A 20,502-nucleotide genomic window follows, 5' to 3' on the forward strand; every position below is an offset into this window, starting at 1 on the left:
ACAATGTGAGATTGTCGCGCGCCGCGGGGGCCGATTCCAAAAACGACGTGAAGTTGTGCTATAATTCCCGACGATCGCAAACAGGCCTTTACCAGGGCCTTGAGTTTTCCGGACGTAATATGTGAGTCTCAGGAGGACACGATGAATCGTATGTATGTTTCCGTTGGCAGGCGGCTGCGTGCCGCCATCATGCTCTTGGTGGTGATCGCCTTAGGATTTGCTGGCTCTGGCCTGGCGCAGGCTGTGCAAATCGGCGATATTGATGTCTTGGCCACTGTACCCGCAACGCCAGGCTTTCCAGAAGGCGTCGTTGCGCATGGCAGCTCTGTCTTCGTATCAGGCCCGGCGCGCTTCGGCACGGCCGGCACCGGCCCTTCGGCGATCCAGGTCTTCGACCGACGAACGGGTACACTCAAGCAGACTATTCTGGTCACGGGCGAGAACCTGGCGTTCGAACACGCGTTGAGTAACATGGCATGGGGCGGCGCTGGCCGGCTCTTCGCCTTGAGCACGCAGCTTGGCTTGATCTATTTCACCAAGCAGGGCCTGGATTACGCCCAGGTAGGTTATGGCGATCCGGTCCCCGATCTGCCGATCTGCCCGTTCAGCGGCTCCTGTTCGCCGACCGCGTTCGACATGCCGCCCATTGTCAATGACGTTGTCTTCGATCCGCAAGGCTACGCGTACGTGACCGATTCGCTGCAGGCCACCATTTGGCGCTATGCGCCCGGCGGCGGCGCGGCGCAGATCTGGTTCCAGAGCGCGCAGTTCGAGGGCGGCGGCCCCATCCCCTTCGGCGCCAACGGCATCCGCCTGAATCGCGAGCGCACCCATGTCTACGTGGCGATCTCCTCCTCGGCGGCCAATCCAGCCCAGGGCACTATCTACCGGCTGCCGTTGGTGGATCAGCCCACTGAGGCCGACCTGGCAGTCATCCACACCTACATCGCCGGCGAGATGCCCGATCAACTGGCGTTCGACTCCGTGGGCAACCTGTATGTTTCGCTGGCGCTCTCGAATCAGATTTCGGTGCTGGCGGCGAACGGCACGGAGACGGTTCGATATGCCAGCGCGCCGGGCGACGCCATCCCGCTCGACAACCCGGCCGGCATCGCCTTCGACGCACGCACCCGCTCGCTGTTGATCGTCAACCACGCCTTGCTGAGCGGCGACCCCAATCATTTCGCCGTCCTGCGGATGTTCGTTGACGACCCCGGCGCACAGCTTTTCGATCCGGATTCGTCTGAGACAGAATTCGGAGAGTAGACGTTTGCCTGCCCCCACGCAGGCATGAAGAAGCCTGGGCTGTATAGGCGACTCTGCCCATGGCCCAGGCTTCCTCTCAGTATGATCTGACCAATTCAATCCCAGGTGAACGATGCCCGATCACAACTACTTCGCTAATCTCATCTGGCAGATTGCCGACCTGCTGCGCGGACCGTATCGGCCGCCGCAGTATGAACGCGTCATGCTGCCTATGACGGTGTTGCGCCGCTTCGACTGCCTGTTATCGCCCACAAAAGCGCAGGTGCTGGCTGAACATGCGCGTCGCGCCGGCGGCAAGCTGAACGATGACGCGCTCGACCTGCTCCTCAACCGCGCGGCCGGCCAACGCTTCCACAACCACTCGCCCCTCGACTTCGAGAAGCTCAAGGGCGACCCCGATCACATTGACAGGCACCTGGTCAGCTACATCAAGGGCTTTTCGGCCAACGTGCGCACCATCTTCGACTTCTTCGAGTTCGAGAGCGAGATCGAGAAGATGCGCGAGGTGATCCGGCTGATGGTGAGCATCCTGTTTATCAACGACGATGCGCTGCTCGCCACGCCCGGCACGGTGCGCAAGCTGCTCGACCCGGCCTGCGGCACCGGCGGCATGTTGGCCGAAGCGCAGAACTACCTGCGCGAGCACCACGCCGCGGCGCGGCTCTACGTCTACGGCCAGGATTACAACAAGCGCGCCTTCGCCACCGCGGCTTCCGACATGCTGATGAAGCAGGTGGACCACAACGGCGGCGGCGACAACGTGCGCTATGGCGACAGCTTCACCGACGACCAGTTCAGCGGCGAGCGCTACGATTATCTGCTGGCGAACCCGCCCTTCGGCGTGGATTGGAAGAAGCAGCAGCGCGAGATCGAACGCGAGCGCGACAAGTTGGGCTACGCCGGTCGCTTCGGCGCGGGGCTGCCGCGCGTCAATGACGGCTCGCTGCTCTTCCTGCAGCACATGATCAGCAAGTTCGAGCCAGTATTGCCCGACCAGCAGAAGTACGGCTCGCGGCTGGCGATCGTCTTCAGCGGCTCGCCCCTCTTCACCGGCGGCGCGGGTGCGGGCGAGAGCGACATCCGCAAATGGATCATCGAGAACGACTGGCTGGAGGCGGTCATCGCGCTGCCGGAGCAGATGTTTTACAACACCGGCATCGGCACCTACGTCTGGATCGTGACGAACCGCAAGGAGCCGCGGCGCAAGGGGAAGATTCAACTGCTCGACGCGCGCGCGTTCTACGTGCCCATGCGCCGCAGCCTGGGCGACAAGCGGCGCAAGATCGGCGAGAAGGAGGACGGCCGCGACCAGATCGGTGAGATCGTGCGGCTCTACGGTCGTTTCGAAGACGGCGAGACTTCGAAGATCTTCGCCAACGCCGACTTCGGCGCCACCCGCGTCACCGTGGAGCGGCCGCTGCGCCTGCGCTATCAGATGACCACCGAAGACAAGGCGCGCTTCCTGGACGCCTGCCCGCATCTGCTGGACGACGTGCAGGCCATTGACGAGACGCTCGGCCGCGAACCGTCGAACGACTGGGATGCGACCTGGGCCACCATCGAGCTTCTCCTGCGGGGACGCGGCGCGCGCTGGAAGGCGCCCGAACAGAAACTCTTCCGCAGCGTCTTCACCGTCAAAGACCCCGCCGCCGCGCCGGTCAGACTCCCCTCGCCCTCCGGGAGAGGGGCCGGGGGTGAGGGCGTCGAACCTGATCCCGACCTGCGCGACTTCGAGAACATCCCGCTCACCGAAGACATCGCCGCCTACTTCGCCCGCGAGGTGCGTCCTCACGTCCCGACGCGTGGATGGATCGTAGCAAGGACAAGGTGGGCTACGAGATCAATTTCAACCGCCACTTCTACAAATACACCGCGCCGCGGTCGCTGGAAGTGATTGATGCGGACCTGAAGCAGGCGGAGGAGGAGATCCTGCGGCTGCTGCGGGAGGTGACGCAATGACTAACGGCGGAGATGCACCTCGCGCGCTGAGCGAACCGGCATGGCTCGACGGTGTACCAACGCATTGGAGGATCGACCGGCTGAAATGGTCGATTACTGGATTGTTCAATGGCGTGTGGGGCGATGAGCCCAACGGCATCGACGACATTATCTGTGTTCGTGTTGCAGATTTTGACCGAACCCGGCTCAAAGTTACGGACGATCCGCCGACGCGCCGGGCTATCGAGATCAAAGACCGCACCAACCGATTGCTTCATACAGGTGACTTACTGATCGAAAAGTCGGGAGGTGGCGATAATCAGCCCGTGGGCTGTGTTGTGTATTTCGATCATGGTTATGACGCCATCTGCTCTAACTTCATCGGACGAATGGTTATTGCCGCCGGAATGCATCCGCGATATTGGTCATACGCGCATGCGCGCCTATACACAGGCCGCCTCAACATACCTGCAATAAAGCAGACCACCGGAATTCAGAACCTCGACACCGACGCGTATCTCAATCAAAGGGTTGCGTATCCACTACTTGAAGAACAACGCGCCATCGCTGACTACCTCGACCGCGAGACCGCGCAGATAGATGCGCTGATCGCGGCCAAGGCGCGGCTGTTGACGCTGCTGGCAGAGAAGCGACGCGCGCTCATCACCCGCGCCGTCACCCGTGGCCTCGATCCGCATGCGCCGCTGCGCGAGTCGGGTTTGCCGTGGCTGGGGCAGGTGCCGGCGCATTGGGAAGTTAAAAAGCTGAAGCACATCGCGTTATTGAAGAGTGGTGACTTCATTACCTCCGACTCAATCGCACCAACTGGTGACTACCCAGTGTTTGGTGGAAACGGAGTAAGAGGTTTTTCCTCCTTATTCACACATAACGGTGATTATGTGCTGATTGGTCGCCAGGGTGCGCTATGCGGAAACATCAACTATGCTTCTGGGCGCTTCTGGGCGACCGAGCATGCGGTTGTCGCTTATATCCAAGGCGAGCATGAGTTCGTGTGGCTGGGTGAACTGCTGAAAATCATGAATCTCAACCAGTTTTCTCAGTCTGCGGCGCAGCCAGGTCTGGCTGTCGAGGTGGTTGCTAACTTGGGCATCGCTGTACCTCCGCTCAAAGAACAGCGGATAATCGTCGCCCACATCGCGGCAGAGACGGCCCGCCTGGACGCCCTGGCCGCGGCCGCGACGCGCAGCCTCGCCCTGCTCAAGGAGCGCCGCGCGGCGCTCATCGCCGCGGCGGTGACGGGGCAGATTGAAATATCGGAAAACGTGATATGATAATGATAGTAAGGGCATGGCCTTGCACCTGCCCGCCGGGGCGACCGCGAGGGTGCGCCCCTACAAGAGGAGCACAATCATGTTAATTCAGCGTCTCAAGGTGTCCGGCCTGCTGTCATTTGGGCCGCGCGGGATTGATCTTCCGTTGACGAGCCTCAACGTACTGATCGGGCCGAACGGGTCGGGCAAGTCGAATCTGCTTGAGGTGCTGGCGTTGCTCAAAGCCGCGCCAGCCAACTTTCCCGCGCCCGTGAAAAAGATGGGTGGCGTGCGGGAATGGTTGTGGAAGGGCCAATCGGACGCTAAAGAGGCGGTCGTAGAGGCAATTGTGTGCTACCCTGCTGGACGACAATCCTTACGGCATGGACTGGCTATTGCCGATCATGGTGGACGCTTCGAGGTCGTAGATGAATGGATCGAGAATGAGAAACCCAAACCATCCTATACTAGCCCCTATCTATATTACGCTTTCAAGCGCGGCAACCCAGTATTGAGTGACGCGCAAGAGGGCGATAGGTTGCTACGCCGCGATAATGTTAAAGTCGAGCAATCAATCCTTTCGCAAGTGCGTGACCCAGAACGTTATCCTGAGCTAACTTGGCTGCAAGAAAAGTACGATCAGATTTACTTGTATCGAAATTGGTCTTTCGGGCCTGGATCGGCCCTAAGGCGCGAGCAAAGCACACTGGATCGAGCCGATTTTCTCGCCGATGGTGGGGGAAATCTGCCCCTCGTTCTTTCTCATTGGGGCAGCCAAGAGCGGGCAGCGTTGTTGGCTGAACTCAACGAACTGTATGAGGGAATCGAGGATTACAAGCTACCGATTGTCGGGGGCAACGTCCAATTGATCCTCATCGAGCGCGGCGGCCGTGAAATTCCTGCCACGCGCCTTTCCGACGGCACATTACGCTACCTGTGCCTGCTTGCTATCCTTCTTCATCCCGACCCGCCCCCTCTGATTGCGATCGAGGAACCGGAACTTGGCCTACACCCGGACGTCATCCCGCAGGTGGCGAAACTCCTGGTCGCGGCATCTGCGCGCACGCAACTTGTCGTCACCACCCACAGCGATGTGCTGGTAGATGCGCTCTCCTCTTACCCGGACAGCGTGATCGTCTGCGAAAAGCATGACGGCGAGTCGCAGTTCCGGCGGCTGGATGCCGATCCATTGAAGGAATGGCTGGAGAAATATACCCTGGGCCAGTTGTGGAGCATGGGCGAAATCGGGGGCAACCGATGGTGACGGCAAAACTCTACGTGGAGGGCGCGGGGCCGCGACGCGCTCAGCAGTCGCAGTGCCGCCGGGCCTTCGCCAAGTTCTTCGAGTCGGCGGGCGTGAAGAACCGACCGGGGGTAGAGCCGTGCGGGGGCCGGAGAGAAGCATTCGACAACTTCTGCCGGGCCATGAAATCGGCCGACGCTAATCAGTTACCGCTGCTATTGGTCGACGCGGAAGATGCCATCGCAGCGGGTCACACGACCTGGCAGCACTTGAAAGCACGCCCCAGCGATGACTGGAATAGGCCCGCCGGCGCGGGCGATGACCGTGCCTTCCTGATGGTCCAGGTCATGGAAACCTGGTTCCTGGCCGATCGGGTTATGCTCCGCCGATACTTTGGCCCGCACTTCTCGGACGCGCCTTTCCGGGTCTGGCCCGCGTTGGAGGCGGTGCCGAAGCAAACGGTCTACGAAGTTCTGGAGAAGGCGACGGCGGACTGCAAACAGGCGTACCGGAAGGGTGGCGTTTCGTTCGATTTACTCGCCAGCCTGGACCCGGCCAAGGTGGAAGCGGCGTGCCCGCACGCCAAAGCGCTTCTGCAGCGTCTCAGGAGCCTGTGATGTCTGACCCACGCACTTCCGAGACGGCCTTCGAGACCGTCATCGAGACTCACCTCCTGGCTCACGGTTACGTCCCCGTGGATCGGGCCGGCTTCGACCGTGAGCGCGCCATCTTCCCGGCGACGGCGCTGGCCTTCATCCGCGAGACCCAGCCGAAGGAATGGGCCAAACTCGAGGCACTGCATGGCGACAAAACCGGCGAGCAGATTCTCACCGACCTGTGCAAGTGGTTGGACGCGAACGGCAGCCTCGCGACCTTGCGCCACGGCTTCAAGTGCTACGGCCGGACCCTGCGGGTGGCCTTCTTCAAGGCGGCCCACGAGCTGAACCCGGAACTGGAAGCGCGCTACGCCGCCAACCGTCTGGGCATCACCCGCCAGCTTCACTTTTCGCCGCGCTCCGAGAAATCAGTGGATGTCACCCTCAGCCTGAACGGCATCCCCGTCGCCACGGCCGAGCTTAAGAACCCGTTCACCGGCCAGACGATGGAACATGCGCGCCGGCAATACCAGCAGGATCGCGACCCGCGCGAGCCGATCTTCGAGTTCAAGCGGCGCACCCTGGTCCATTTCGCCGTGGATACCGAGGTGGTCTTCATGACCACGCGGCTGGCCGGGCCGGCGACCTACTTCCTACCCTTCAATCGGGGCTGCGCCGGCGGCGCGGGCAATCCACCCGACCCGGCCGGCCGCACCTACCGCACGGCCTACCTGTGGGAGGAAGTCCTGCAGCGGGACAGCTTCCTCGACCTGCTGGCGCGCTTCATCCATCTGCAAATCGAAGAAAGGCGCGACGACCAGGGCCGCAAGGTCAAGAAGGAGACGCTGATCTTCCCCCGCTACCACCAGCTTCAAGCCATACGCACCCTGGTGGCGGCCACCCGCACGGAGGGCGTGGGCCACAACTACCTGATCGAACACTCGGCCGGCAGCGGCAAGAGCAACACCATCGGCTGGCTTGCCCACCGCCTGGCCTCGCTGCACGACACGGCCAACCGCCGCGTCTTCGACAGCGTCATCGTGGTCACCGATCGCATCGTGCTCGACCAGCAGTTGCAGGACACCATCTACCAGTTCGATCACAAGCGCGGCGTGGTGCAGAAAATTGATGAAAGCTCCCGTCAACTGGCCGAGGCGCTGGAGAACGCGGTGCCGGTGATCATCACCACCCTGCAGAAGTTCCCGTTCGTCTCCAGGCAATTGCTCAAAATGGCGGAGGAGCGGGGCGAACAGAGCGCAGGCGCGCTGCCGACGCGGCGCTGCGCGGTGATCATTGACGAGGCGCACAGCTCCCAGGGCGGCGAGAGCGCCGCCGACCTCAAAGAAGTGTTGGGCGGCGAGGAGTTGCGCCAGGCGGCCCAGCAGCAGGCGGCCGCAGAAGGCCTGGACGACATGGCGGAGCTGTTCCGCAGCATGGTCAAGCGCGGCCGCCAGGCCAACCTGAGCTTCTTCGCCTTCACCGCCACGCCCAAGTACAAGACCTTCGCCGTCTTTGCCGAGAACGGGGAGCCGGCCCACCGCTACACCATGCGCCAGGCCATCGAGGAAGGCTTCATTCTCGATGTGCTCGCCCACTACACCACCTACGCCACCTACTACAAGCTGCTCAAAGCCTGCGAGGACGACCCCAACGTCGAGCGCAAGCAGGCGGCGCGCGCCCTGGCCCGCTTCATGGCGCTGCACCCGCACAACATCGCCCAGAAGACCGAGGTGATGGTGGAGCATTTCCAGGCCGTCACGCGGCACAAGATCGGAGGTCGGGCCAAGGCGATGGTCGTGACGGACTCACGACTCGCGGCTGTGCGCTACAAGCAGAGCTTCGACCGCTATATCCAGGAGAAAGGCTATCCCATCAAGACGCTGGTAGCCTTCTCTGGCACGGTGCAGGACGATAAACTGCCCGACGTGAGCTACACCGAGGAGGGGATGAACCGCGGCATCCGCGAGAATGAGCTGCCCGAGAAGTTCGCAACCACGGAGTACCAGGTATTGCTGGTGGCCGAGAAATATCAGACCGGCTTCGACCAGCCGCTGCTGCACACGATGTACGTGGACAAGCGGCTGGCCGGCATCCAGGCTGTGCAGACCCTCTCGCGGCTCAACCGCACCCATCCGCTCAAGGAAGATACCTTTGTCCTTGATTTCGTCAACGATCCGGCCGAGATTCGTGAGGCGTTCAAGGTCTACTACGAAGGCGCCGAAGTCGGCGAGGCGGTGGACCCGGCGCGCCTCTACCAGATTCAGGCCGAATTGGACGCTTCAGGCATTTACCTGGCCGAAGAAGTGGCACGCTTCTGCGCGATCTACTTCAAACCCAAAGAGCGCCAGAGCGCCGCCGATCACCAGGCCATGAACGCCGCGCTGGATCCCCCGGTGCAGCGCTTCACTGTGCGCCAGCGGGAGGACGAAGCCGAAGCCGAGTTGTGGCGGGGCAAACAGCAGGCATTCCGCAATCTCTACAGCTTCCTCAGCCAGATCATCCCCTACCAGGACTCGGACCTGGAGCGGCTCTACATCTTTCTGCGCCATCTCGGCGCCAAACTGCCGCGGCGGCGCGGCGGTCCGGCCTACAAGTTCGATGAGGATGTGTGGCTGGAGTACTATCGCCTGCAGAAGATCAGCGAAGGTTCGATTGATCTGCGGCAGGGGTACGCGCAGCGTCTCGACGGCCCGGCCGAGGTGGGCAGCGGCATGGTGCGCGAGCAGCCGATCTCGCTCTCGCGCCTCATTGACATCGTGAACCAACAGTTTGGCACCGACTTCAACCAGGCCGACCAACTCTTCTTCGATCAAATCGTCGAAGTTGCCCTGCGCGACGCAACCTTACAACAGGCCGCGGCGGTCAACCCCGGCGACAAATTCGAATTGGTCTTCAAGAACCTGCTCGAAACCCTCTTTATGGAACGCATAGACCAGAACGAAGAGATCTTCGTGCGCTTCATGAACGACCCCGAATTTCGCAAGACGATCACCGCTGGGCTGGCAGCGGAGGCGTATCATCGGCTGCGCACGGCCGGGATCTGAGCCGCACCCCTCGGTCCCCCGGCTTGCGACGTATCGTCATGATGGGCAGCATTGCGACCGTGGTCGGCCGCAACCTCGACACGGGCGTCGCACGCGAGTCAATTCGCCAATGGACATCGTTTCGTGACAGCATTTGGGATTCCTGCTCGGCTGCGCACAACCGTCATGCTCTTGGCGGTGATCGCCTTAGGATTTGCCAGCTCTGGCCCGGCGCAGGCTTCGTAGCCAAAAGTTTTGACATAATGACTATCTCGGGATGAGGCGCAGAGGTCAATTCAGCATTCAGCATTCCTCATTCCCTCCCCCTCACAACCGTCACTGCCAGCCCATCCACGTAAGGCACAACCGTGCTGACGAGGCGTGGATCGGAGGCCAGCATGGTCATCGTACGCTGCATGGCCCGTACGTGCGGTAAATCCTGGGCTGCCTGATCCACCAGCCGGCCATGCAACTCAACGTTATCCAGCACAATCGCCGTTCCGGGTCGTGCCAGACGGATCGCCCACTCCAGGTAGTCAGGATAAGTTTCCTTGTCCGCGTCAATAAAGATCATATCAAAGGGGGCGGCCGGCGTCAGGGTGGGCAGCGTGGCGAGAGCCGGGCCGCTGATCACGGTCGCCGTGGCGCCCAGACCCAGGCGATTCCACTGACCCTGGGCAAACGCCGCGTGACGGGGGTTCATCTCCAGACTGATGAGCCGGCCAGCGGCCGGTAGCGCACGAGCGATCCAGGCGCCGCTGTAACCGCCCAGGGCGCCGATTTCCAGCACATGACGCGCGCCGGTCAGGGCCACCAGCAGTTGCAAGAACTTACCCTGCTCGGGGCCAATGCTGATCGCCGGCAGACCGGCCGCCTGCGCCTCGAGCTGCAATTGCACCAGGTCAGCGTCATCTTGATGAAAATGGGTGCGCAGATACCTCTGAAAAGGACTGAGTTGAGTCTCTTGTTCAAGCGTTGACATCGAATCACCTCGCCATAGATTTATGCCGCAAAGGCAGCCGCTATTGTAACACAAGCTTCGGCGCGGCGCCGACCGGTTTTGGCGGGCCGGCTTCTGTATGTTCCCTGCGCTCCTGGTGGTCGAGTGTACGCTGTATGCGGAATTGCTGACCGAGGCTGTCCAACCTTGGCGTGACAGCCGCGGTTGTGGTAGAATCCGCCCCATCCGTATGGGCAAACAGATTCTTCTTCTCAGCGGCGCGCTTAGCTACCGCAACAACGCCTTCCTCGACGCGGCCGCTCGCCTGGGGCTGGACGTGATCGAGGTGGTTGACCTGCCGCGCGCGCTGGCCGATCTCTGGCACATGCCGTTGGCAGTGCCGTTTAGCCAGCCTGACCTTGCGCTGCCGATCATTGTTGACTATGCGCGCCAGTATCCGGTGCAGGCGGTGCTGGCAACCGATGACACCGGCAGCCTCCTGGCCGCGCAGGTCGCCGCGGCGCTGGGCCTGCAGCACAACTCACCGCAGGCCGCGTTGGCGGCGCGCAACAAACACCTCATGCGCCAACTCTTCGCCGCGGCCGGGACGCCTTCACCCCAGTCGGCGCGCTATGATCTGGACGCCGACCCTGTCGCGTTGGCTGCGCAGTTTCGCTACCCCGTGGTGCTGAAGCCGCTCTTGCTATCAGGCAGCCGGGGTGTCATTCGCGCCAACAACCCGGCCGGGTTTGTGGCAGCCTTTGCGCGTACCGCCGCCATCGTGAGCGACGCGTCGAGTCACGCCGGCGCGGATGGCCATGCGCTGCTCGTGGAAACGTACATTCCTGGCGTGGAAGTGGCGCTCGAAGGCTTGCTCTTCGATGGGCAACTGACCGTGCTGGCGCTGTTTGACAAGCCTGATCCGCTGGAGGGGCCGTTCTTCGAGGAGACAATCTACGTCACGCCGTCGCGACTGCCGTCCGCAGTGCAGGCGCAGATTGCCGAGGTGACTGCACAGGCCGCGGCGGCCCTGGGGCTGCGCGTGGGGCCAGTGCATGCGGAACTGCGCATCGACGCGGATGGCCCGTGGATGGTGGAGATGGCCGGGCGTTCGATCGGCGGCTACTGCTCGCAAACGCTGCGCTTTGACCTCGATCGCAGCCTGGAGGAGTTGATTCTGCGCCAGGCCGCCGGCCTTGACTTGGGACCGCTCAACCCGACCAGCCAGGCCAACGGCGTGATGATGATCCCCATCCCCAAAGCTGGTTTTCTGCGGCATGTCTCTGGCCTGGCGGCGGCGCGAGCCGTTCCCGGTATTGACGAAATCATCATCAGCGCGCCGCTGCACAACCCGATCGTGCCGCTGCCAGAGGGCGCCAGTTACCTCGGCTTCATCTTTGCGCGCGGGCCTGACCCAGCGTTCGTCGAAGGCGCGCTGCGCGCGGCGCACGCGTGCCTGCACTTTGACATCGAGGATGGTTTGCCTATCGCCAAGGGCGAGGCCAGGTTCCAGGGCTGATGGCCTAGTTCGTAGGTGGAGATGAGCAGGATGGATGGTGTTACTACAGGATGCCGCATTCACGCAAAATCCTACTTGCGTGCGGCGCCGCCTTTCTGTTTCTGTCCACCGCCCGGCGTCGTCCATCCCTCGGGCATCTGGCCTTCGTCGCTGAAGAAGAACTGCTCCATCTGCTGCAGAAGAAAATCCTGCGCATTTGGATCACCGAGGCTGAGTCCGTAATGGTTGATGAGCAGCGTCTGGTAAGACGGCCACATCTCCCACGCCTCCCGCGAAATGTCGTTGAAGATGCGCTCGCCCAGCTTGCCCTTGAACGGTGCTTTGTCCAAGCCCGGCAGCAGGCGACCAAGCTTGCGGCACATCACCATGCGCGTGTTGTCGGGGCTGAAACCAATGTTGGCGGCTGGATCGGCCATGTCGAATCTCCTGATCTGAATTTGTGGTGCGGGTGATTGTACACCAATGAGCATTGAGACCCAAAAGCTGCGCATCGTCTTCATGGGCATGGATGGTGTTTTTTCGGCCATTCCCATGCAGTATTTGCTGGCGCACGGCGTGCAGGTCTGCGCGGTGGTGACGCCAGGCTCCGCGCCGGAGGAATCCGCGCTGCTGCTCTCGGTCAACGCACACCCGCCATCCATCGTTGCGCAGGCGGCCGCGGCCGGGCTGCCGGTGATCTACGTCAAGCATCTGCGCGGCACGCCGGTGATTGCGCGTTTGGCCGCGCTGGCCCCTGATGTCATCCTGGTTGCATGTTTTTCGTTGATCTTGCCCGCCGAGCTGCTGCAGGCGCCACGCCTGGGCTGTTTCAATCTGCACCCGTCGCTGCTGCCCGGCTACCGCGGCCCCGCGCCCCTCTTTTGGCAATGGCGCCTGGGCGAAGAGCAAACCGGCGTCACGCTGCACCGGATGACGCCAGCCGTGGATGCGGGCGAAGTCGTTGCACAGGCCGGCGTACCCTTGCCCGATGGCAGCAGCGGGTCGCAGGCCGATGCGCTGATCGCTCAGGCCGGCGCCGCGTTGATGCTGCAAACGCTGACCCGCCTGGCGCAAGGGCCGCTCTCAGTCCGGCCGCAGGACGAGGCGCGCAGCACCTACTTTCCCTGGCCCAGCGATTCTGATTTCAAGCTTAGCCCCACCTGGTCGGCGCGGCGCGCCTTCAACTTCATGCGCGGCACGGCCGCATGGGGCTATCCATACCGGTTAACAGGTCACGACACCACGTTGTGGCTGCAAACCGCGCTCGATTTTGATCTCCAACAACAGCTTGACCGGCCACTGCTGCGAACCGGGCGCGAGGCGCTGATTCAATTTGCCCCCGGCGTCCTGCGTGCCACCGTGTTGTGGTAGAGACGCCGGAGGCGTGCCCTACGGTTGGGGGAGCGTCCTTGTCGGATCAATCTGGACAGCGCCGCGCGCTCAACAGCAGCGGCGGCAAGGGCGCCTGGCGGAAATCGAAATTTTCCAGCAGGTCATTGGCGCGGGCGTCGCGCTCGCTCAAGGGCGCCAGGCCGAAGTTGCGTTCGACAAAAGTAACCAGCGAGGTCAGCTCGGCCTGGTTGTGGGAAATGAAACCGGGCCGGGCGTAGGGCGAGATGATGAGCAGCGGCACGCGTGGCCCCAGGCCAAACAGATCCACCTGCGGCGGCGGCAGATGATCATAGAAGCCGCCAAAATGGCTCCAGACGACAAAAATGACGGTGCTGGCCCACAGGTCACTCTGCATCACGGCGTTGATCTGCTGCACGGTCCAGTTTTCACCCGCGCACAGGCTGGCGGTGGGGCGCTCGCTGAATTCGCCAGGGGGCGCCAGCCAACTGACGGCTGGGAGCTGCCGGCGCAGGACATCTACCAGGAATTGGCCGTCGCTGGTGACGTTGTTGTTCCACAGGTACGAGGTGCGAATCGTCTGAATGGCGTTCAGCACGACATTTTGATAGCCGTCTGCACCGGGCCGCGGCCCGTAGAAACGCCAGGACAGCGGCCGGGCCTGCAGTTGGTCAGGCAGATTGGGGATGTTGAAGCAGGGAAAAACCCATGTCGGATTGTCCGCGACTGGTTCTGTGCGCACACGCGCACCGGCCGGTGCGTCACAGCCCCAGGTGTCGGAGCTTTGCGTGGGGTTGTCGGTGACGAGCGCCGACTGTGCAGCCACCAGGTGTAGCAGATTGGGAAAGGCTGGTCCGGCCGCCGCGGAGAAGGTGCGGTCGCTGAGCACGAACGTCTGCGCATAGCGCCAATAGTTGGGAATATCTTCGGGCCAGGCCTGGGTAAAGGGCAGCAGGAAGCCATCCGCCAGGGCCGCGCCCGGAATCAGATCGAACTGATTCATGCGGCCGCCGCCCATCGCGATCTGCGCCGACGCGCGGGACGTATCGGGGCTGCCGCCCAGGCGGTCCCCGGCCCGCGTCAGGTCAATGAGCGTGCCATCAGCCTTTTCCCCGCGCGTCGCGCCTTCCGCGCCCGGAAAGCGGCCAAAGAGCGCATCGAAGCTGCGCCCTTCCTTGATAATGATAACCACGTGCTGGATCGGCGTGCGGGTGATAGGCGTGGGCGTCGGCCCCTGGCTGGAGATGCCGGGGAAAAAGAGCTGGCGCGGCGTCAACGTGGGCAAGGGGACGGGCGTCGGCGGCGCCGTGGGCGTGGGCGCGGGGGTGTCGGTGGCAATGGTTGATGCTGGCGCGGGGGTGTCGGACGCAGGCAGAGTGGTTGGCGCGGCCGTGATCGTCACAGGCCGCACTGTGCCCGGCGCCAGGCCGGTGGCAATGGCGGTGCCAGGCGTGCTGAGCGGCGGCGGCGGCGGTGACGGCAGCGGCGGCAGAGTCGGCGGCGTCAAACTGGCGGCCGGCGTGGGCGTGACCAAGGCAGAGGGTGGGGTAGGCGGCAGCGGCGGTTGCGCGCACGCGGCCAGACCGAGGACCAGCAGCAGGCCCAAAGCCGGCAGAAGATAGCGTTTACTTGCAGGCTGTCGGTGGGATTTCATGGCGGCGCCGCATGTGCTCCCTGGATTGGACTATTTCAGAAACCCGGTTTCTGTGAGAAACCGGGTTTCTCAACTCCTGACGATTATACACCCGGTAATGACAAAGGTGCGAACTTGACGTTCGCGCGTATGTAGGTTAAAAAGAGAAAGCAAACGAAGATGGAGAAACAAAAGGAATCTATGAACATGCAGACGATTCGAATCGGCGCCAGCGGTGTGGAGGCGCCGGCCCTGGGCGTTGGCACCTGGGCTTGGGGTGACAAGCTGACCTGGCAGTATGGTCGCAGTCACGGCAAAGAGGATGTGGTTGCGGCCTTTCACGCCAGCCTGAGCGCCGGCTTGCGGTTGTTCGATACCGCAGAGGTCTATGGCACCGGCACCTCAGAGCGCCTGCTGGGCGAACTGGTGTCCACGGTGCAAACGCCCATTCTTATCGCCTCCAAGTTTGCGCCGCTGCCCCATCGCTGGACGGCCGGCTCGATCCGGCGTGCCCTGCATGGCAGTCTGCGGCGCCTGCAGGTTGATTGCATTGATCTCTACCAGGTACACTGGTACCTGCCCACCATTCGCATCGAAACCCTGATGAATGTCCTGGCCGACGCGGTGGAGGAGGGCAAAATTCGCGCCATTGGGGTGAGCAACTACCGTGAGTCACGCATGCGCCTGGCGCACGAGGTGTTGGCCAAGCGCGGGCTGGCCCTGGCCTCCAACCAGGTGGAGTATCACCTGCTCAACCGGGAATGTGAACGCAATGGCGTCCTCCAGGCCTGCCAGGAACTCGGCATCACCTTGATCGCCTATAGCCCGCTGGGCAAAGGACGACTGACCGGCAAGTACCGGCCCGGCACACCCGTATCAGGCGCGCGGCAGCGACTCAAGACCTTTTCCTCCGAACAATTGGCCGCGGCCATGCCCACGGTTGATCTGCTGACAGAGATCGGCGCTGCGCATGGCAAGACGGCCGGCCAGGTCGCGCTCAACTGGCTCGTGCGCCATCCGGGCGTTTTGCCCATCCCCGGCGCCAAAAACGCCCGTCAAGCGACCGAAAACGCCGGCGCCCTGGGCTGGGAGATGACCGCTGAAGAAGCAGACGCGCTCGATCGGGTTAGTATTCCTGCTCGATCTCGTAACGATTCGTGATGTTGGCCGCTTTGCGCAGCATGGCCATGGCCGGGCAGTACCGTTCCTCAGATAGCTGAATCGCCCGTTCGAACGATGCCTGGTCAATGTTGTGGCCGCGCACTCTGTAAACGACCTCGATGTCGGTGTACACCTTGGGGTAATCGGTGGCGCGAGCGCCGTTGACCTCTACCTCGAAGTGAGTCACCTCCTGGCGCTTCTTGCGCAAGATCGAAATGACGTCCATGCCGGTGCAGCCGGCCAGGCCCGCGATCAGCAGGCGCACCGGCTGCGGCCCCGCGTCGATGCCGCCTACCTCGCTGGCTGCATCCACCATGAAATGATGACCGTCTACTTCGATGTCGAAGTGCATCGCATCTACCAGGGTTGCCTTTACTGTATCCATTGATTTACTCCATTTCTTTGTTGACTCAGGCTGAGGATCGTGACCTCATCCCGCAGCGTTGCAGCCGCCCTGGCCGACGACGGCGCCGGGTTAGCGCTACCAGCTCGAAAAAAGCGACGCAATCCAAAACTCATTGTACCTGCTTTCTTCGAGTTTGACGAGTTTGATCACTCAAGAGCCATTCCTGCATTGACACCGTCAATGTTCAATCGTATAATGCGATTGTACGAAAATCAGAATGGTATCCAAAACACGATGACGGAGGCACAGCAATGGACATGATGATGGAAACTGGCACTTACGCGGTACGTCTGCGTGAGCGAGGTCAAATGACCATCCCGCAGCCCCTGCGTACGGCCCTGGCTGCGCGGGATGGCGATATTCTCCTCCTGGTGCAAATTGGGGACATCGTGATGCTCACGCCAAAGCAGCCGCGCGTTCCACAGTTGAGTCAGCAGTTTGTCGCTATGATGCAGCGGGAAGGCGTCACCCTGGCGGACCTGCTAGACGGCTTGAGAGAAGAGAGAGAGTACATCTGGCGCGAGCGGCAACATCGAGATGCGTAGAATCTTCGTTGACGCGAACGTTTTGATCGCTGGCGCGGCCTCACCCACTGGCGCCAGCAACGCTGTCATGAGGATGGCCGAGATCGGGCTGTTCACCCTCGTGGTCTCGCGCCAGGTGCTGGATGAAGTAGAGCGCAACTTACGCAAGAAGCTGCCTCAGGCCCTCCCGACGTTTGCCGCGCTGCTCGCTACCATGCGTCTTGAGGTCGTTGCCGATCCATCGCCTGGCGAGACAGAGCGATGGGAACACCTGATCGAGACCAAAGACGCACCGATTCTGACAGCCGCGGTCAACGCTGCCGTGGATCGTTTTCTAACGCTCAATCCCAAGGACTTCACACCCAATGTGGCCGATCAGAGCGGTCTGCTGATCCAAGCACCGGGCGAGTTTGTAAGCCAGCTACGCGCGTTGATTGATGCCGGGCTGCAAACGGATAGCTCAGGCTGATGCGGCTTGCAGCGCGCGCCACACCCGCTCCGGGGTGAAGGGGAGTTGGCGGATGCGCACGCCGGTGGCGTCGTAAATGGCGTTGGCCAACGCGGGCGCCACGCCATCTTTGGGAATCTCAGCTATCGCTTTGGCGCCGTATGGCCCGCTCGGCTCGTAGGTCTGCACCAGGATGACATCGAGTTGGGGCATCTCGTCGGCCTGGTAGATGCGGTAAGGCCCGAAGCGCGGGTTTAGCAGGCGCCCTTCGTCGTCGTAGACCATCTCCTCGCAGTGGGCATAGCCGAGCGCCTGCACCATGCCGCCTTCCACCTGGCCGGCCGCGGTCAACGGGTTGATCGCCACGCCGCAGTCAACCGCCATCAACAGCCGGTTCACCGTCACCTGACCCGTTTCTGTATCCACATCGGCTTCGACAAACTGCGCGGCGAAGGGTGGCGGGCTGACGTAACTCATGTGGCTGGCCGTCGCCATGATTTGATGCTGATCGGCCTGATGCGTGGCGTGCAGGGCTACTTTTTCCAGGCTGACCTTGCGCCCATCTGGCGCGCAGACGTGCTGATCCTCCAACCACACTCGCTCGGCGTCCGCGCCCGGCAGCAGATGTTTGACCGCGTGCTCGACGATCTGGTCTCTGACCTGCTCGGCAGCCTTGAGCACCGCCCCGCCCGAAATGTAGGTGGTGCTGGACGCGTAGGCGCCGGTATCGAAGGGCGTAAAGTCGGTGTCGGACGAGAAGATGATGATGTCACGCAGCGGCACGCCCAACGTTTCGGCGCAAATTTGGGCCAGGACGGTGTCGGAGCCGGTGCCCAGGTCAGTGGCGCCGACGAGCAGGTTGAAACTGCCGTCGTCGTTGAGCTTGAGGCTGGCTGCGCCCATGTCCAGGCCGGCGATGCCGGTGCCGTGCATACAGAGCGCAACGCCCAGGCCGCGGCGAATGTGAGGACGATCAGGGTACGGGGTGTGGAAGCCCGGCAATGTCTTGCGTTCCCAGTCCATTGCCCGCATGCCCTCTTGCACGCATTCCTCCAGGCCGTTGCTGGTGACCCATTGCGCAAAGCCTTCGCGTCCCTCGCCCATTGCCCGCGCCATCATGATCTCATCGCCGGCGCGCACCCAATTCTTGCGCTTGAACTCGATGGGGTCCCAGCCGATGGCGGCCGCGATTTCCTCCAGGTGGCACTCCAATGCGAATAGGGCCTGCGGCGCGCCATAACCACGGTACGCGCCGGGCGTTGGTTTGTTGGTGTAAACCACGTCACAGTCGAACTCGGCCGCGCCCAGGCGATAGGTGCTGAGGCCGCGGAACCCGCTGACCATCTGTACGGTCAGGCCGTGCGTGCCGTACGCACCGGTGTCGGCCACGGTCTTGATGCGCATGGCGGCCAGGGTGCCATCCCTGCGCACGGCCGTCTTGACGCGGATGATCTGCGGATGGCGTGAGCGGGCGCTGCTGAACTCTTGGGCGCGCGTGTATTCGAAGCGCACCGGCCGGCCGGTGGCAATGGTCAGATGTGCGCAGAGGTCCTCCAGGAGCACTTCCTGTTTGACGCCGAAGCCACCGCCGATGCGCGGCTTGATGACGCGGATGCGGCGCAAGGGCAGGCCCAGCAGCGGCGCGATGATGCGGCGCACATGAAAAGGCACCTGCGTGCTCGTGCGCACCACCAGGCGATCGTCCTCGTCCCAATAGGTGATGCAGGCGTGCGGTTCGATGGCGGCCTGTTGCACCTGATGCACGCGGTATTCGTGCTCGAAGGTCCAGGCAGCTTCGGCAAAGCCTTTTTCCAGATCACCATGCTTGACATGGATGTGATGCGAGCGATTGTGCGCAGCGTCGTGGATGCCCACTGCGTCTGCTTCATCATGAATCTGCGGCGCGCCCTCTTGCATAGCGGCCAGGGGGTCAAGAACGGCCGGCAGCACATCGTAATCCACTTCGATCAACGCCAGCGCGCGCTGGGCGATCTCTGGTGTTTCGGCCGCCACCACCGCCACGCGGTCGCCGACATGACGCACCTTGCTGTCGAGCGACACCTGATCGTAGGGGTGGGGCTGCGGGTAGCTCTGCCCGCCGCTGGCGTACATCACGCGCGACACATCCTGATGGGTCAGCACCGCGTGGACGCCTTCCAACGCGCGCGCCGCGGCCACTTCGATGGAGCGGATACGGGCGTGGGCATGGGGGCTGGTCAGCAGGGCCGCGTGCAGCATCCCCGGCAGGGTCATGTCATCGGTGAAGACCGGACGGCCTTTCGCCAGCTTGACCGCATCCACCTTGGTCTCAGCCTTGTTGACCACGTGCGTTTCGGGCTGGGCAACGACCATCACCGGCAGGCGCGTGCGCGTCAGGGTGTCCACAGGGCGTCCGCCGAAGGAGTCATCCGGGAACTCCGGGGTGTCGTCTGGCGGCGCGTGCGGCTGTTGGTCGGCCAGGCCGCCCACGGTGATTGCGGGCATCTCAACCGGCGGCACAGGCTCACCGCGCAGTTGCGCGGCCGCGCGCAGCACGGCCTGCACGGGACGGGCGTAGCCGGTGCAACGACAGAGCACGCCGGCGATGGCCTCACGCACCTGGGCCTCGTCAGGCTCTGAATTTTGATCGAGCAGGGCCTTGGCGGCCAGCAGTTGGGCCGGGGTACAGAAGCCGCACTGGATGGCGCCTGTTTCAATGAAGGCGCGCTGCAGCGGGTGCAGCGTGGCCTGCGGAGATGGCGCGTGCAGGTCGTTGTCGCGCCGGCCGGGTTGATCAGGCGCCAGGTGTTCCAACGTTTCGATGGCGGCGCCGTGGGCTTGGACGGCCAGGCGGGTGCAGGTGTTGATCAGTTTGCCATCGAGGAGCACGGCGCAGGCGCCGCACTCGCCCGTCTCGCAGCCGTGCTTGACGCTCCACATGCCGGCCCGGCGCAGCGCGGTCAGGAGCAATTCATGGGGCGCCGTGTCCCAGGTCGTCTGTTCGCCATTGAGCGTAAGGTGGATGTGCATCGTTGCCTCCAGAAGATGTTGGTTCCTGGCTGAATTCTAACATACAAGCGCGGACGCTCAAAATGAGTTCAAATGAGTTGGGTGATGCAAACGCCAGGAAGTATCATCGAAGTTGGTCGGGCGGGCCGGATGTGCTACAATACTGTCATCACTGTCATCGGTCCTCGATTCTTCTGAAACCATAGCCAAGGACGGG

15 protein-coding genes and 1 pseudogene are annotated in these 20,502 nt (G+C 62.6%); 11 read left to right on the forward strand and 5 right to left on the reverse strand.

What is annotated here, in order from left to right; translation table 11 throughout:
- The first annotated feature begins 189 nt into the window (after positions 1-189).
- The 6 genes and pseudogenes from IPM84_24095 (at position 190) to IPM84_24120 (ending at position 9,358) form a co-directional block, all read left to right on the forward strand.
- Positions 190-1,266, forward strand: a complete 1,077-nt coding sequence (locus IPM84_24095) for an SMP-30/gluconolactonase/LRE family protein (protein MBK9095775.1) — start codon at positions 190-192, stop codon at positions 1,264-1,266.
- A gap of 112 nt (positions 1,267-1,378) precedes the next feature.
- Positions 1,379-3,225, forward strand: a pseudogene (locus IPM84_24100) (N-6 DNA methylase).
- Positions 3,226-3,593: 368 nt separating this feature from the next.
- Positions 3,594-4,496, forward strand: coding sequence for a restriction endonuclease subunit S (locus IPM84_24105; protein ID MBK9095776.1), 903 nt, complete (start codon positions 3,594-3,596; stop codon positions 4,494-4,496).
- Between the two features lie 79 nt (positions 4,497-4,575).
- Positions 4,576-5,739, forward strand: a complete 1,164-nt coding sequence (locus tag IPM84_24110) for an AAA family ATPase (protein ID MBK9095777.1) — start codon at positions 4,576-4,578, stop codon at positions 5,737-5,739.
- On the forward strand, positions 5,733-6,335 hold the full coding sequence (locus IPM84_24115) for a DUF4276 family protein (GenBank protein ID MBK9095778.1): 603 nt from the start codon (positions 5,733-5,735) through the stop codon (positions 6,333-6,335). Before IPM84_24110 ends, IPM84_24115 begins: the two co-directional genes overlap by 7 nt.
- Positions 6,335-9,358: a type I restriction endonuclease subunit R gene (locus IPM84_24120; protein ID MBK9095779.1), complete on the forward strand. Its 3,024-nt coding sequence runs from the start codon at positions 6,335-6,337 to the stop codon at positions 9,356-9,358. The genes IPM84_24115 and IPM84_24120 overlap by 1 nt, the downstream gene beginning before the upstream one ends.
- A gap of 292 nt (positions 9,359-9,650) precedes the next feature.
- Here IPM84_24120 and IPM84_24125 read toward each other — a convergent pair whose 3' ends face one another.
- Positions 9,651-10,319 carry an O-methyltransferase gene (locus IPM84_24125; protein ID MBK9095780.1) on the reverse strand — a complete coding sequence of 223 codons (669 nt, stop codon included), beginning with the start codon at positions 10,317-10,319 and terminating at the stop codon, positions 9,651-9,653.
- A gap of 208 nt (positions 10,320-10,527) precedes the next feature.
- Here IPM84_24125 and IPM84_24130 point away from each other — a divergent pair, with 208 nt between their 5' ends.
- Positions 10,528-11,796, forward strand: coding sequence for an ATP-grasp domain-containing protein (locus IPM84_24130; protein ID MBK9095781.1), 1,269 nt, complete (start codon positions 10,528-10,530; stop codon positions 11,794-11,796).
- 71 nt (positions 11,797-11,867) lie between these two features.
- Here IPM84_24130 and IPM84_24135 read toward each other — a convergent pair whose 3' ends face one another.
- Positions 11,868-12,164: an oxidative damage protection protein gene (locus IPM84_24135; GenBank protein ID MBK9095782.1), complete on the reverse strand. Its 297-nt coding sequence runs from the start codon at positions 12,162-12,164 to the stop codon at positions 11,868-11,870.
- Positions 12,165-12,258: 94 nt separating this feature from the next.
- Here IPM84_24135 and IPM84_24140 point away from each other — a divergent pair, with 94 nt between their 5' ends.
- The gene (locus IPM84_24140; GenBank protein MBK9095783.1) at positions 12,259-13,146 is read left to right on the forward strand and encodes a methionyl-tRNA formyltransferase; all 888 of its coding nucleotides are present in this window, start codon (positions 12,259-12,261) and stop codon (positions 13,144-13,146) included.
- Positions 13,147-13,192: 46 nt separating this feature from the next.
- On the opposite strand, the gene IPM84_24145 is transcribed toward IPM84_24140, so the two are convergent.
- The gene (locus IPM84_24145; protein MBK9095784.1) at positions 13,193-14,779 is read right to left on the reverse strand and encodes a hypothetical protein; all 1,587 of its coding nucleotides are present in this window, start codon (positions 14,777-14,779) and stop codon (positions 13,193-13,195) included.
- 186 nt (positions 14,780-14,965) lie between these two features.
- Here IPM84_24145 and IPM84_24150 point away from each other — a divergent pair, with 186 nt between their 5' ends.
- Entirely contained in the window at positions 14,966-15,919 is a 954-nt protein-coding gene (locus IPM84_24150) for an aldo/keto reductase (GenBank protein MBK9095785.1), read from the forward strand.
- Here the strand turns inward: IPM84_24150 and IPM84_24155 are convergent.
- Positions 15,885-16,304, reverse strand: a complete 420-nt coding sequence (locus IPM84_24155; GenBank protein MBK9095786.1) for an OsmC family protein — start codon at positions 16,302-16,304, stop codon at positions 15,885-15,887. The genes IPM84_24150 and IPM84_24155 overlap by 35 nt on opposite strands.
- Positions 16,305-16,582: 278 nt before the next feature.
- Here IPM84_24155 and IPM84_24160 point away from each other — a divergent pair, with 278 nt between their 5' ends.
- Positions 16,583-16,870: an AbrB/MazE/SpoVT family DNA-binding domain-containing protein gene (locus IPM84_24160; protein MBK9095787.1), complete on the forward strand. Its 288-nt coding sequence runs from the start codon at positions 16,583-16,585 to the stop codon at positions 16,868-16,870.
- Positions 16,863-17,318 (forward strand): PIN domain-containing protein, encoded by a 456-nt coding sequence (locus IPM84_24165; protein MBK9095788.1) that lies wholly within the window; start codon positions 16,863-16,865, stop codon positions 17,316-17,318. Before IPM84_24160 ends, IPM84_24165 begins: the two co-directional genes overlap by 8 nt.
- Here IPM84_24165 and IPM84_24170 read toward each other — a convergent pair.
- Positions 17,310-20,306 carry a molybdopterin-dependent oxidoreductase gene (locus tag IPM84_24170; GenBank protein MBK9095789.1) on the reverse strand — a complete coding sequence of 999 codons (2,997 nt, stop codon included), beginning with the start codon at positions 20,304-20,306 and terminating at the stop codon, positions 17,310-17,312. The genes IPM84_24165 and IPM84_24170 overlap by 9 nt on opposite strands.
- Positions 20,307-20,502: the final 196 nt, after the last annotated feature.

Origin of the sequence: Candidatus Amarolinea dominans (assembly GCA_016719785.1) — a bacterium.
In the GTDB taxonomy this organism is placed as follows: Bacteria; Chloroflexota; Anaerolineae; order SSC4; family Amarolineaceae; genus Amarolinea; species Amarolinea dominans.

Coding starts and splice junctions, on each gene's coding strand:
- IPM84_24155 (MBK9095786.1), bottom strand. CDS start 16,304: ATGGATACAGTAAAGGCAACCCTGGTAGATGCGATGCACTTCGACATC.
- IPM84_24150 (MBK9095785.1), top strand. CDS start 14,966: ATGCAGACGATTCGAATCGGCGCCAGCGGTGTGGAGGCGCCGGCCCTG.
- IPM84_24160 (MBK9095787.1), top strand. CDS start 16,583: ATGATGATGGAAACTGGCACTTACGCGGTACGTCTGCGTGAGCGAGGT.
- IPM84_24115 (MBK9095778.1), top strand. CDS start 5,733: ATGGTGACGGCAAAACTCTACGTGGAGGGCGCGGGGCCGCGACGCGCT.
- IPM84_24130 (MBK9095781.1), top strand. CDS start 10,528: ATGGGCAAACAGATTCTTCTTCTCAGCGGCGCGCTTAGCTACCGCAAC.
- IPM84_24170 (MBK9095789.1), bottom strand. CDS start 20,306: ATGCACATCCACCTTACGCTCAATGGCGAACAGACGACCTGGGACACG.
- IPM84_24110 (MBK9095777.1), top strand. CDS start 4,576: ATGTTAATTCAGCGTCTCAAGGTGTCCGGCCTGCTGTCATTTGGGCCG.
- IPM84_24105 (MBK9095776.1), top strand. CDS start 3,594: ATGGTTATTGCCGCCGGAATGCATCCGCGATATTGGTCATACGCGCAT.
- IPM84_24120 (MBK9095779.1), top strand. CDS start 6,335: ATGTCTGACCCACGCACTTCCGAGACGGCCTTCGAGACCGTCATCGAG.
- IPM84_24095 (MBK9095775.1), top strand. CDS start 190: ATGCTCTTGGTGGTGATCGCCTTAGGATTTGCTGGCTCTGGCCTGGCG.
- IPM84_24165 (MBK9095788.1), top strand. CDS start 16,863: ATGCGTAGAATCTTCGTTGACGCGAACGTTTTGATCGCTGGCGCGGCC.
- IPM84_24145 (MBK9095784.1), bottom strand. CDS start 14,779: ATGAAATCCCACCGACAGCCTGCAAGTAAACGCTATCTTCTGCCGGCT.
- IPM84_24125 (MBK9095780.1), bottom strand. CDS start 10,319: ATGTCAACGCTTGAACAAGAGACTCAACTCAGTCCTTTTCAGAGGTAT.
- IPM84_24135 (MBK9095782.1), bottom strand. CDS start 12,164: ATGGTGATGTGCCGCAAGCTTGGTCGCCTGCTGCCGGGCTTGGACAAA.
- IPM84_24140 (MBK9095783.1), top strand. CDS start 12,259: ATGAGCATTGAGACCCAAAAGCTGCGCATCGTCTTCATGGGCATGGAT.